This is a genomic window from Mesorhizobium sp. M0306 (genome assembly GCF_040321655.1).
Classification (GTDB): Bacteria; Pseudomonadota; Alphaproteobacteria; order Rhizobiales; family Rhizobiaceae; genus Mesorhizobium.
This window is the reverse complement of record NZ_JAMYRY010000003.1, coordinates 270,746-282,885: the sequence shown is the minus strand read 5'-3', so window position 1 is coordinate 282,885 and position 12,140 is coordinate 270,746. Positions and strand designations below refer to the sequence as shown.

Genomic DNA, 12,140 nt, shown 5'->3' with positions numbered 1-12,140 from the left:
GCCGCGCTACCTCTGGCGCGTGACAGAGCAGCCGCGCCTTGCCGAACAGAATGCCGCCGTCGTCCTGCCCGAGCCATTTGTCAAATGGTTTGCGGAAAAGGGCTGGTCGCCGCGCGCCCACCAGATCGATTTGCTGGCCAAAGCCCAGGGCGGCCAGTCGGCATTGCTGATCGCGCCGACCGGCGCCGGCAAGACGCTGGCCGGGTTCTTGCCATCGCTGACCGAACTGGCTGGCCGACCGAGGAGAAGGCCGGGGCAGGCGCATCGAGGCATCCACACACTCTACATCTCGCCGCTGAAGGCGCTGGCCGTCGACATCGAGCGCAATCTCGGCAAACCCGTCGCAGAAATCGGGCTGCCCGTCACCGTCGAGACGCGCACTGGCGACACGCCCGCACACAAGCGCCAGCGGCAGAAGCTGGCGCCGCCCGACATTCTCCTGACCACGCCCGAGCAATTGGCGCTGCTGATTGCCGCGCCCGATGCCAGGCGCTTCTTCGAGGACCTGCGCTATGTCGTGCTCGACGAATTGCATTCGCTGGTGACCTCGAAGCGCGGGCATCTCCTGTCGCTCGGGCTGGCCCGGCTGCGCTCGTTTGTGCCCGCCCTGCAGACGATAGGCCTGTCGGCGACGGTCGCCGAGCCCGACGAATTGCGGCGCTGGCTGGTCAACCAGAATCCACCGGGGCCGATGGCCGAACTGATCGTCGTCACTGGCGGCGCCAAGCCCGAGATCTCCATTCTCGATTCGGAGGAGCGCGTGCCGTGGGCGGGACATTCGGCCCGCTACGCAACGCCGGAGATCTACGACGAGATCAAGCGCCACAAGACAACCCTGCTGTTCGTCAACACGCGCAGCCAGGCGGAACTGCTGTTCCAGGAGTTGTGGCGGGTCAACGAGGACACCCTGCCGATCGCGCTGCATCACGGCTCGCTCGATGTCGCCCAGCGCCGGCGCGTGGAGAAAGCGATGGGCGAAAACGCCCTGCGCGCCATCGTCGCCACATCGACGCTCGACCTCGGCATCGACTGGGGCGACGTCGACCTGGTCGTCCATGTCGGCGCGCCGAAAGGTGCCAGCCGGCTGGCACAGCGCATCGGCCGCGCCAACCACCGTATGGACGAGCCGTCGAAGGCGATCCTGATCCCGGCCAACCGCTTCGAGGTGCTGGAATGCAGGGCGGCGCTCGACGCCAATTATCTCGGCGCCCAGGACACCCCGCCGTTGGTCAATGGCGGTCTCGACGTGTTGGCGCAGCACGTACTGGGCTGTGCCTGCGGTGCGCCGTTCCATGCCGATGCGCTGTTCGAGGAAGTGCGGACGGCTGCACCCTATGCCGATCTCGATCGGCCGACATTCGATCGCGTCGTCGATTTCGTCGCCACCGGCGGCTATGCGCTGAAGAACTACGAACGCTACGCCCGTATTCGTCTCAACAGGGACGGGCTGTGGCGGGTCTCAAATCCTCGCGTCGCCCAGCAATACCGGCTCAATGTCGGCACCATCATCGAAGTGCCGGCGCTCAACGTCCGCTACGTGCAGGCCGGCAGCAGAGGCGCGGCCTCGCGTGGCGGCCGGGTTCTGGGCAAGATCGAGGAGGCCTTCCTCGAGACGCTGACGCACGGCGATACCTTCATGTTCGCCGGCAAGGTGCTGCGCTTCGAAGGCATCCGCGAGAATGAGTGCTTCGTCTCGAACGCACCCGGCAGCGACGCCAAGGTACCTTACTATGGCGGTGGCAAATTCCCGCTTTCGACGTACCTAGCCGAACAGGTCCGCGCCATGCTGGACGACCCGCAGCGCTGGAAGAAGCTGCCGGAGCAGGTCGCCGACTGGCTGCGTTTCCAGGCCGACAAGTCGGTGCTGCCGAAACGCGACGATCTGCTGATCGAGACCTTTCCGCGCGGCAACCGCTACTACCTGGTGGCCTATCCGTTCGAGGGCAGGCTGGCGCACCAGACGCTCGGCATGCTGCTCACCCGCCGCCTCGACAGGGCGGGAGCCAAGCCGCTCGGCTTCGTCGCCACCGACTATGCGCTTGCCATATGGTCGCTGGCCGATATGGGCCACATGTTCAGGGCGAAGAAACCGTCGCTGGCTGCGCTCTTCGATCAGGACATGCTGGGCGACGACCTCGAAGCCTGGCTCGCCGGCAGCTGGCTGTTGAAGCGCACCTTTCGCAATTGCGCGCTGATCTCGGGATTGATCGAGAAACGCCACCCGGGCCAGGAGAAGAGCGGCCGCCAGGTAACCGTGTCGACGGATCTCATCTACGACGTACTGCGCAGCCACGAGCCCGACCATATCCTTTTGCAGGCGACGCGTGCCGATGCCGCGACCGGTCTGCTGGATGTCAGCAGACTTGCCGAGATGCTCTCGCGCGTCCAGGGTCGAATCATGCATAAGAACCTCGAGCAGATCTCGCCGCTCGCCGTGCCGATCATGCTCGAGATTGGCAAGATGCCGGTGCACGGCGAGGCCGATGACACGCTGCTGATGGATGCAGCCACGCTGGTCGAGGAGGCCATGGGGACGAAATGACTGTCGCGCTGGCCATGGCTGCGCCTCTAGCGGATGCGGGCGCTGTCCGTATCGCCGGCGAACGCGCGATCTGCGACCGTCGCGGCGTGCTCTATTTTCCCGAATTCCGGCTTCTGGCCGTGTCCGATCTGCATCTGGAAAAAGGCTCCTCACTGGCCAGGCGCGGCACGCTGGTCCCACCTTACGACACCGGCGCGACGTTGCTCCGGCTGCAGGCGGTGATCGCCGATTATCAGCCTGCGATCGTCATCAGCCTGGGCGACAGTTTTCATGATGGCGGCGGCGCAGCGCGTATGCACGCGAGCTTTCGCGAAAGGCTGGAAGGGCTGATGGTCGGGCGCGACTGGTTCTGGGTCGCCGGGAACCATGATCCTGAAGCACCGGCCGACCTGCCCGGCGAGACCGTGCGCGAGCTGGCCATAGGCTCGCTACTCTTCCGGCACGAGCCTTCGGCGGTGAGAGTGGAAGGCGAGATATCAGGCCATCTGCATCCGTGCGCCCGCATCGTGCAGCAAGGCCGTTCGGTGCGGCGTCGTTGCTTTGCCGGCGATGGCGGCCGCATGATCATGCCGGCTTTCGGCGCCTATACCGGCTCGCTCAACGTGCTCGATCGCGCCTATCTGGGACTGTTCAAGCGCGAAACGCTGATGGCCTATATGCTTGGCAAGGAACGCATCTTCGCGATTTCCCACGCGATGCTCAGGCCGGGCTGAACCTACCTGCCGTAGTACAACGTGACCGTGTGTTTCGCCTCGGCGAAGAACAGCCAGCGCTCGACCAGCATTCCGGCGAGTTGCACGATTGCGGCGAGTATCGACGAAGCCGCCGCATAGGGCCACGGCAAGGCGAACGCGGCAATCAGCAGCAGGGCCGGCAAAGCAAAGGCCAGCGCTTGTGTGATCTGACGGAGTTTAGCACTATGCTTGCGCGCGATCCGAAAACCCATTTCCTTGAGCAGATAGTTTTCTTCCGTATGCGGCCACTCGATCGACCGCACCGTGCCGCCGGCCAAGCCCGTTGCCGTGTTGGCCGTGGTCGGGATCTCCAGCCGGTCGTTGTACCGCCAGGTCACCAGCTTCCAGCCCCAGCCGGCAAACGTTGCAAGCAGCGCACACGCCAGCACAGCCGCCGAGCCGACGCCGAATCCCTGCAGCAACGCGTTAAGCAGCACACTGCCGGTCATCGTCGCGAAGATCAGGTAGGCGGGCAGGGTGAAGCGGCTGTGCCATTGGGCGATCGGCTTCAACGACGCGTAGATCATGCCGGTAGTGCAAACGGTGGCGACCGCGCCGATGGCAGCGAGCAGCCCGGCGACAGCCACCCAGCCGCTCGTTCGGCCGAGGACCACCCAGCCAATACCGAACAGTCCCGCCGGCACGAAGGTGGCGACCGAGGCAATGCCTTCGCGCGACAGCCATGAGCTTCGCCATTGCGAGAAGGCACGCCAGGCGCGTTCGGGCCGACCGAGATGGCCGGCCGACGACAGCAGGCCTGCCGAGATCAGGCCAAGCGCCAGCCCCATGCCGGTAAGGCCAAGCCAGAAATCGGGCGGGATAAAGCCCTGTCCGGCCAGCACGCCAAGCAGCGCGAGCAGGCCGTAACCGGCGCCCGTGGCGGTGGTGAAAAAGACGACGGAGAATGCTGGATGCATGAAGGCACGGGTCAGTTCGAAAGCATGCGGTCGACCCAGCCGAGGAAGCCGCCTTCGGCCCGCACCGCTTCAAGCGCCGGCGCCGGTACCGATGCGGCGCGGGTGGTGTGGGCACGTGGCGGCAGATATTTGTTGGTCGGCTTATAGCCCATTTCCGGCATCAGATCGACACCGCCGCGCTCGGCCACCAGTTGCGAGATAGCCGATGCCGGATCGCCCAGATCGCCGAAATGCCGCGCGCTGGTCGGACAGGCGGCAACGCAGGCAGGCACGCGATCTTCTTCCGCCAGATTGTCGTTGTAGATGCGGTCGACGCACAACGTGCATTTCTTCATCACGCCAACATCGGTGTCGAATTCGCGCGCACCGTAGGGACAGGCCCAGCTGCACAGTTTGCAGCCGATGCACTTGTCCTCGTCGACCAGCACGATGCCATCCGACGCCCGTTTGTAGGAGGCGCCGGTCGGGCAGACCGTGACGCACGCCGGTGTCTCGCAGTGCAGGCAGGAGCGTGGGAAATTGACCGTGCGCCCACCCATCTCGGTCATGTGCTCATAACTGTGCACGCGGTTGAACCAGACACCGTCAACATTGCCGCCATAGGGGTCGATGTCGGTTAGCGGCGCCATATGGCCGCCGGTGTTCCATTCTTTGCAGGCGGTAACGCAGGCCTGGCAGCCGACGCAGGTGTCGAGATCGATGACAAGGCCGAGCTTCTTGTCGGTATGGGCGGGAAGGCAAGTCATTCGGCGGCTTCTCTTTTCATGCGGAACTCGGCGCCGAAACTCAGTTTGTCGGGCGAGGGCTCAGACTCCGGCGGCTGCCGGAACCGCTCGAACTGCGGTTCGGTGAAGCCAGCTTCCTCGGGCGCGCATTTGACGATGCGCACGCGCAGGTCGAACCACGCCGCCTGACCGGTCACCGGATCGGAATTCGAATAGCGTTTGCCGCTGGCATCGGCGGAGGTCTGGTCGCCGATGATGTGGTTGAGCAGGAAGCCGCGATTGGATTCGGCCGCGTCATCCTTGAGCCCCCAGCTGCCGCGCCGTTTGCCGATGGCGTTCCAGGTCCACACCGTATCTGCGTTGACGCCGTCGACCAGCTTGATCTGTCCTTTTACCTTGCCGTTGATGCTCTCGATCCACACCCAGTCGTCATCGACAAGCCCGAGGCTGGCTGCGGTCCGGTGATGCACGAACAGCCGGTTCTGGCTGGTGATCTGCCGCAACCACGCGTTCTGAGAACCCCATGAATGGTACATATGCATCGGCCGCTGCGTCAGCGCGTGGAGCGGATAGACTTGGCTATCGACCGCAGCCTCTTCGAAGGGCGCGTACCAGAACGGCAGCGGATCCATATAGGTCTCGATACGGCTGCACTCTGCCTTCGGCGGCAGCACCCCGCCATGGCCGCGCGCCGCAAGGCGAAAGCGCTGCATCGGCTCGGAATAGAGTTGGAAGGCGATCGGCTCGGCCTTCGGGATGAAGCCCATGCTCTCGGCGAATTCGAGATACGAGCGGTTGGCCATCTTATAGTAGCGCTGATCGACGGCGAAATCCTGGTGCCAGAAGCCGCCATTATCGATGTAGCGCTGCAACTGGTCGGGATTGACCTCGCCCTTGCCAACCGAGGCCCCGTCCTTTCCGCGCCAGCCGGCGAGCGGACCGACACCTGGTGTGCGCTCGTGATTGACGATGTAGTCGGCATAGTCGCGGTATTTGGCGGAACCATCGTCGTCGACGAAGCCGGGCAGGCTGAGCCGCGCGCCGAGTTCGATCAGCACCGTCTGGAACGGCCTGACCTCGCGGTCCGGCTCGACGACGGGATGGCGGATGGCGTCGCCCGGCCCGTCGGCGTGGCTGATCGGCCGGTCGAGCAGACTGATACAGTCATGACGCTCGAGATAGGTCGTATCCGGCAGCACCAGATCGGCGAACGGCACGGTCTCGGAATAATAAGCGTCGGAATAGATGATGAACGGGATCTTGTACTCGCCCGACGCATCCATGTCGGTCAGCATCGCCATCGTCTCGACCGTGTTCATCGACGAGTTCCAGGCCATGTTCGACATGTACATGAATAGCGTGTCGATCGTGTAGGGATCGCCGGCCCAGGCGTTGCGGATGACCGTGTGCATGAGGCCGTGTGCTGCAAGCGGCGCATCCCAGGAGTAGGCCTTGTCGATACGAATGGGCTTGCCGGCTTCATCGATCAGCAGGTCCCCCGGTCCGCAGACGAAACCGAGCGGCATGCCGTCCAGCGGCGTCATCGGCTTCACATTCTTGCCGGCTGGCTTCGGACCCGGCGGTGCACACCGTGGATAAGGCGGTTTGAAGCGGAAGCCGCCCGGCACGTCCACCGTGCCGAGAAGCACCTGAAGCAGATGAATGGCGCGGCAGGAGTGAAAACCGTTCGAATGGGCCGAGATGCCGCGCATCGCATGCATCGACACCGGCCGGCCCTTGATGGTCTCGTGCCGGCGGCCGGCCCAGTCCGTCCAGGCCACCGGCAATTCGATTTGCTGTTCGAAGGCGACATGAGCGAGTTCTGCAGCAATGCGTCGGATCGTGTCGGCGGAGATGCCGCACCGGTCAGCGACGGCGTCGGGTGAATAGCTCTCGTCCAGATAGCGGTCGGCGACGAGTTGGAAGACCGGCACGCCGCGGCGGCCGTCAACTAGAACGCTGCCGGTCAATGCCGGTTTCGCATCGGCATTGCTGGCATCGACAGGCATCTTCGCCACCCTGTCCCAAGCCAGTGGATTGCCGCCATCATCGCGCATGAACAGCCCGTCGTCGGCCGCACCAGGCTCCTGAATGACGAGAAGATGGGCGTTGGTGTAGCGCAAGAGGTAGTCGAGATCGACGCGCCCTGCCTTCAGCAATTCGTGGATGAGGGCAAATACGAACAGGCCGTCGGTGCCAGGCCGGATGCCGATCCAGTCGTCGGCAATTGCATTATAGCCGGTGCGGCAGGGATTGATCGAGACCACCTTGGCGCCGCGCGCCTTGAGCTTGCCGAGGCCGATCTTGATCGGATTGGAATCATGGTCTTCGGCAACCCCGAACAGCATGAAATATTTGGTGTTGTCCCAATCGGGTTCGCCGAACTCCCAAAACGAGCCGCCAATCGTGTAGAGGCCGCCGGCCGCCATATTGACCGAGCAGAAGCCGCCATGGGCGGCAAAGTTCGGCGTGCCGAACTGGCTCGCCCACCAGCCGGTCAGCGATTGCGACTGGTCGCGCCCGGTGAAGAAGGCGAGTTTCTTCGGATCGGTTCGGCGGATATTCGAAAGCCGCTTCGTCGCGATCGACAAAGCTTCCTCCCACTCGATCTCGCGGAACTCACCCGAGCCGCGCGGGCCGGTGCGTAGCAGCGGCTTCTTCAGCCGGGCCGGGCTGTAATGCTGCATGATGCCGGCGCTGCCCTTGCCGCACAGCACGCCGCGGTTGACCGGGTGGTCCTTGTTGCCGTTGATGTAGCGGACCTTGCCGTCCTTGATATGGACGTCGATGCCGCAGCGGCAGGCGCACATATAGCAAGTGGTCTTGGCGACACTGTCGGAGACATCGGGCGAAGTATCGACGCCGTCGCCTTCAGCGGGCGCGCGCGTATCGGCAAGCGGCCGTTGGGATGGTGCTGAGTTGGCGCCGCGCAGCGGTTCGTTGGTCATGATCCGGCGATGTTTTTGCGTTCCGCGGCCTTGGCTCTCGTCTTCGGGCCTGGGCCGCGCATGTAATGCTGTTCCGGCCGATAGCGTTCACCGACGAGCCGCCATGGCAGGCTGCGGGTCCAGTGCGCAAACACGGATTTGAACAGCCTCACCAATTTCTAGCCTCGACTGTTCTGGCGCGACTTTTTTCCAATTTCGGGCCAAAATCTAGAACAAAGCAATCAATCTGTCTAACAACTTGCTCTTGTAATTCCAATCGGATTTGCTTCTTAATGCCGGCATGACTCTGGACCAATTGCGGATCTTCGTCGCCGTCGCCGAACGGGCGCACATGACCAAAGCGGCCGAGTTGGTGGGCATCTCACAGTCGGCGGCATCCGCCGCGATCCGCTCGCTCGAGCAGCAGCATGGCGTCCAGTTGTTCAATCGCGTTGGCCGCAACATAGAGCTCGCCGAGACCGGGCGCCGGTTCCTGCCGGAGGCCAAGGCGGTTCTCGAGCGGGCGGCGGCCGCCCACAACGTGCTGGAGCATGTCTCGCAGACGATATCAGGCAGTCTCTCGATCGCTGCCAGCCAGACCATCGCCAGCTATTGGCTGCCGCGCCGGCTCGCCTCTTTCCACGAAGCCTATCCTGCCGTCAGGCTGAGCGTGAGCATTGGCAACACCAGGCAGGTCGAGACCAATGTGCTTGATGGCGCAGCGGATTTTGGCCTGGTCGAGGGGCGCACCGAATCCGACATATTGCGGCGTGCCAAGGTCGATATCGATCGCATGATACTGGTCGTGGCGCGCTCGCATTCCGAGATCGCCGAAGTTTCGCCTGGGCATCCGGACCTTGGGGGGCTTCGCTGGATCATTCGCGAAGGCGGGTCGGGCACGCGCGAGGCGCTGGAGGACCTTGCCCGACGCGACGGGATTTCGTTTGCGGACCTGCAGATATTCCTGGTGTTGCCGAGCAATGAGGCTATTCGCCAGGCAGTCGAGGCCGGCGCCGGCGCCACCATCATTTCGGAACTCGTCGTCGCGCGCGCGGTCGCCGAAGGCAGCCTGCGTTCCGTGCCGATCGATCTGCCGAAGCGCGAATTTGCCATGATCACGCATCGCGACCGGCAGCCAAGCCTGGCCCAGATGGCGCTCAAGGCGCATCTCGGCGGCAAAGCTGAGAGAGCCACGCCGCTTTAAGCCGATCAGCCGAACTTCCGCTGCGCGTCGAGCGCCAGCCCAAGCCCGACCGAGCCGAACACGTCGCCTTCGATTACCGACGCCTGCGGCACCAGAGCCAGGATCTGCTGCCTGGCCAGCGGGATCGCGGTCGATCCGCCGGTCAGGAACACCGCCGTGATATCGGAGGGCTTCACCTGCGCGTCGCGGACGGTCTGCTCGACGGTACCTGCAACGCGCTCAATATCCCGAGCGATAGTGGCTTCGAGACCTTCGCGCGTGATCTCTGCCGTGAACCTCACCTCCGGTAGCGCGACCTCGATACCGGCCGACGATCGGTGCGTCAGCTCGATCTTGGCCCTTTCGACCAGCGCCGCCAGAGCGTGGCCGTAACGATGCTCGACGATGTGGATGAAGCGTTCGACCAGGTCTGCGCGCTCCGCCTCGTAGCGGATCTGGCGCAGATGCGTCATCGCCCTTGCGGTGTAGACCAGGTTGATGCGCTGCCATGTAGCCAGGTCGATGAAGTAGCTCGCCGGCAGATTGCGCTTGCCGTCCTTGGTTGACGTCAGATAGCCGAGCTGCGGCATTACATGGGCGATGCTCAGCAGCCGGTCGAAGTCGGTGCCGCCGATGTGGATGCCGCGGCTGGCCAGGATATCGTCCTTGCGGTCGAGCGAGCGGGCGCGCTCGGGCGAGACCCGCACGATAGAGAAATCGGACGTGCCGCCGCCCATGTCGACGATCAGCGCCAGTTCCTCGCGCGTCACTTTCTGCTCGTAATCGAGTGCCGCCGCGATCGGCTCGAATTGGAAGGCGATATGCTTAAAGCCTTGGGCGCGAGCGGCATTTTCGAGTTCGTGCTCGGCCCCGGCGTCGGCCCCGGCGTCGTCGTCTACGAACTGTACCGGCCGTCCGAGCACGACGCTTTCGACGGTGTCGAGGGCGTTTTCTTCGAGCTTCTTTTTCAGGTGGCCGACAAATAGGCCGACAATTTCCATGAAGCCGATCGAGCGCGCCTTGATGCGCGTCTTTTCATGAGCGAGCGAGCTGCCGAGCACGCTCTTCAGCGAGCGCATCAGGCGGCCTTCGATACTGTCCGTATAGTTGGCGATGGCGCGTCGCCCGAAATAGGTGCGGTTGTCCTCGAAATTGAAAAACACCGCACTGGGCAGCGTGACCTGGCCGTCTTCCAACGGCACCAGCCGCGGCTGCCCGTTCCTGACCACGCTCACGGTGGAATTTGAAGTGCCGAAGTCGATCCCGGCAAATGCTGGTCGCATCGTGCGTTCCTGTATTTCTGATTTGGGGAGCAGCAGCTCGTGTCCGGTCGGGCCGGGGGTCGCGGTCTAGCCCATACCCTCGGAAAGGGAAACCACTTTTACGAGAGTTCAGTCTTTCCTGAAGACCAGTCTTCCGAGCCAGCCTGTCAGCATGGCCAGCGATACGGCAAAGACACCGTAGAGGAAGGAGTAGTCGTGCGCGACGCGGAAGATCGACTGTTCGAAACCGGACTTGCGGATTTCGAGCTGGGCGGAGCTTTCCTTGATGAACAGGCCGCTCTTGAACAGGAAGGCGCGGGCCTTGTGGGTGCCGACCGGAACGTTGGGAGCGAGCCTGACGGTGGCGCGGAACAGGTTCTGCGACAGGAACTGCACACCGCCGACATTCTCGCTGTAGAGGCCTGTTGCCGCCTTGCGCTCGCGCAGCGCGGCGGTGAACTCCTCGATTGTCGCCGGGCTGTCCTCGGCGTCGGCCGGCTGCAAATAGAGGTTGGAGGCGCCAAGCGACAGCTGCCTGTAGCTGTTCGGATCGGTGACGTCCTGCAGCGGCCGCGTCGTCGCCACCGAATAGGAGACAGGTACGTTTTCGAAGGTCTCCGACTCCAGATTGACCCAGACGCCGAGCACCCGGTCCTTGCGGCGCACGACGACCGGTCGGGCCGGGCCTTCCAGCACAACGATCACGTCGTAGCGCCCTTGCCGTGCGACAAGCGGATCGGCATTTTCCAGCGATCCGAAGATGGTCAGGTCGGCGCCGGAAAAGCCGGCGGTAATCGAGACATTGTCGGTGGAAAGGCCGATCTGGATGTTTTCGGTTAGTGGCGTCTGTGCCTTCGCCGGTGACGCCGCGGCCAGCAGCGACAGCAAGGCGGCGGCCGCGAGCGTCCTCAAGCCAGCCATCAGCTCAGGCCCACGCCGGACAGCGAATAGAGATTGGGAGGCGTGACGAAAAGATCGATGGCGAGCCGGATGGCGACCGCCAGCACAAGCAGCGCCAGCAGTGCCCTGAGTTGTTCGCCCCGCAGCCTCTGACCGGCCTTGGCGCCATATTGTGCGCCGGCGACGCCGCCTGCCATCAACAGGAAGGCGAGCATGACGTCGACCGTCTGGTTGGTGGTGGCGTGGACCAGCGTGGTGTAGGCCGAGGTGAAGATGATCTGGAACAGCGAGGTGCCGATGACGACGTTGGTCGGCACTTTCAAAAGGTAGATCAGGGCGGGCACCATGATGAAGCCGCCGCCGACTCCCATGATCGACGACAGGAAGCCAATCGCCGCGCCCAGCCCAAGCACCGGAATAACGCTGACAAAGAGCTTCGAGGCCCTGAACCGCATCTTCAGCGGCAGGCGGTGGATCCAGTTGTGCTGGCCGGATTTCTTCAACACCGGTGCGGCGCCGCTGCGGGTTGCGCGCAGTGCATTGACACTCTCGACCAGCATCAGCCCGCCGACAGTGCCGAGCAGCACGACGTAGAGCAGCGATATGAACAGGTCGAGCTGGCCGAGCCGGCGCAGGAGTGCAAAGACATAGATGCCGCCGGTCGAACCGACGATGCCGCCGGCCAAAAGCACGCCGCCGAGCTTGAAGTCGAGCGTGCCGCGCTTCATGTGCGACAGGGCGCCGGAAAAGGAGGAAGCGATGACCTGGTTGGCGCCGGTGGCGACCGCGATTGCCGGCGGTATGTTGTAGAAGATCAGCAGCGGCGTGATGAGAAAGCCGCCGCCCACGCCGAACATGCCCGACAGGAAACCCACCGCTGCGCCCATTGCCAGCAGCACGAAGACGTTGACGGAAATTTCCGCGATCGGGAGATAGATGCCCACCCGTCA

9 protein-coding genes are annotated in these 12,140 nt (G+C 63.7%); 3 read left to right on the top strand and 6 right to left on the bottom strand.

The features are described from left to right. Positions 1 to 19 precede the first annotated feature (19 nt). Positions 20 to 2,542, top strand: coding sequence for a ligase-associated DNA damage response DEXH box helicase (locus tag NKI95_RS08235; RefSeq protein ID WP_352715741.1), 2,523 nt, complete (start codon positions 20 to 22; stop codon positions 2,540 to 2,542). After that, positions 2,539 to 3,255 (top strand): ligase-associated DNA damage response endonuclease PdeM, encoded by a 717-nt coding sequence (gene pdeM, locus NKI95_RS08230; RefSeq protein ID WP_352715740.1) that lies wholly within the window; start codon positions 2,539 to 2,541, stop codon positions 3,253 to 3,255. The genes NKI95_RS08235 and pdeM overlap by 4 nt, the downstream gene beginning before the upstream one ends. A gap of 2 nt (positions 3,256 to 3,257) precedes the next feature. Here pdeM and NKI95_RS08225 read toward each other — a convergent pair whose 3' ends face one another. From NKI95_RS08225 to NKI95_RS08215, 3 genes are read right to left on the bottom strand one after another with little or no spacing between them, the layout of a single operon-like run. After that, on the bottom strand, positions 3,258 to 4,193 hold the full coding sequence (locus NKI95_RS08225; protein ID WP_352715737.1) for a dimethyl sulfoxide reductase anchor subunit family protein: 936 nt from the start codon (positions 4,191 to 4,193) through the stop codon (positions 3,258 to 3,260). 11 nt (positions 4,194 to 4,204) lie between these two features. After that, complete coding sequence (locus NKI95_RS08220; protein ID WP_352470094.1) at positions 4,205 to 4,939, bottom strand: 4Fe-4S dicluster domain-containing protein; 735 nt, start codon at positions 4,937 to 4,939, stop codon at positions 4,205 to 4,207. After that, entirely contained in the window at positions 4,936 to 7,866 is a 2,931-nt protein-coding gene (locus NKI95_RS08215; protein WP_352715734.1) for a molybdopterin oxidoreductase family protein, read from the bottom strand. Before NKI95_RS08215 ends, NKI95_RS08220 begins: the two co-directional genes overlap by 4 nt. Before the next feature lie 280 nt (positions 7,867 to 8,146). On the opposite strand from NKI95_RS08215, the gene NKI95_RS08210 reads away from it, so the two are divergent. After that, on the top strand, positions 8,147 to 9,049 hold the full coding sequence (locus NKI95_RS08210) for a LysR substrate-binding domain-containing protein (protein WP_352715731.1): 903 nt from the start codon (positions 8,147 to 8,149) through the stop codon (positions 9,047 to 9,049). Positions 9,050 to 9,054: 5 nt separating this feature from the next. Here NKI95_RS08210 and NKI95_RS08205 read toward each other — a convergent pair whose 3' ends face one another. The 3 genes from NKI95_RS08205 to NKI95_RS08195 form a co-directional block, all read right to left on the bottom strand. Further along, a complete protein-coding gene (locus NKI95_RS08205) occupies positions 9,055 to 10,311 on the bottom strand; it encodes an Hsp70 family protein (RefSeq protein WP_352715728.1) in 1,257 nt (418 codons plus the stop codon). Between the two features lie 108 nt (positions 10,312 to 10,419). Next, complete coding sequence (locus NKI95_RS08200; protein WP_352715726.1) at positions 10,420 to 11,211, bottom strand: TIGR02186 family protein; 792 nt, start codon at positions 11,209 to 11,211, stop codon at positions 10,420 to 10,422. Further along, on the bottom strand, positions 11,211 to 12,134 hold the full coding sequence (locus NKI95_RS08195) for a sulfite exporter TauE/SafE family protein (RefSeq protein WP_352715723.1): 924 nt from the start codon (positions 12,132 to 12,134) through the stop codon (positions 11,211 to 11,213). The genes NKI95_RS08200 and NKI95_RS08195 overlap by 1 nt, the downstream gene beginning before the upstream one ends. Positions 12,135 to 12,140: the final 6 nt, after the last annotated feature.

What these genes read in the sequence shown, in the direction of transcription:
- pdeM (WP_352715740.1), top strand. Translation starts at nt 2,539, where the DNA reads ATGACTGTCGCGCTGGCCATGGCTGCGCCTCTAGCGGATGCGGGCGCT.
- NKI95_RS08225 (WP_352715737.1), bottom strand. Translation starts at nt 4,193, where the DNA reads ATGCATCCAGCATTCTCCGTCGTCTTTTTCACCACCGCCACGGGCGCC.
- NKI95_RS08220 (WP_352470094.1), bottom strand. Translation starts at nt 4,939, where the DNA reads ATGACTTGCCTTCCCGCCCATACCGACAAGAAGCTCGGCCTTGTCATC.
- NKI95_RS08215 (WP_352715734.1), bottom strand. Translation starts at nt 7,866, where the DNA reads ATGACCAACGAACCGCTGCGCGGCGCCAACTCAGCACCATCCCAACGG.
- NKI95_RS08210 (WP_352715731.1), top strand. Translation starts at nt 8,147, where the DNA reads ATGACTCTGGACCAATTGCGGATCTTCGTCGCCGTCGCCGAACGGGCG.
- NKI95_RS08205 (WP_352715728.1), bottom strand. Translation starts at nt 10,311, where the DNA reads ATGCGACCAGCATTTGCCGGGATCGACTTCGGCACTTCAAATTCCACC.
- NKI95_RS08200 (WP_352715726.1), bottom strand. Translation starts at nt 11,211, where the DNA reads ATGGCTGGCTTGAGGACGCTCGCGGCCGCCGCCTTGCTGTCGCTGCTG.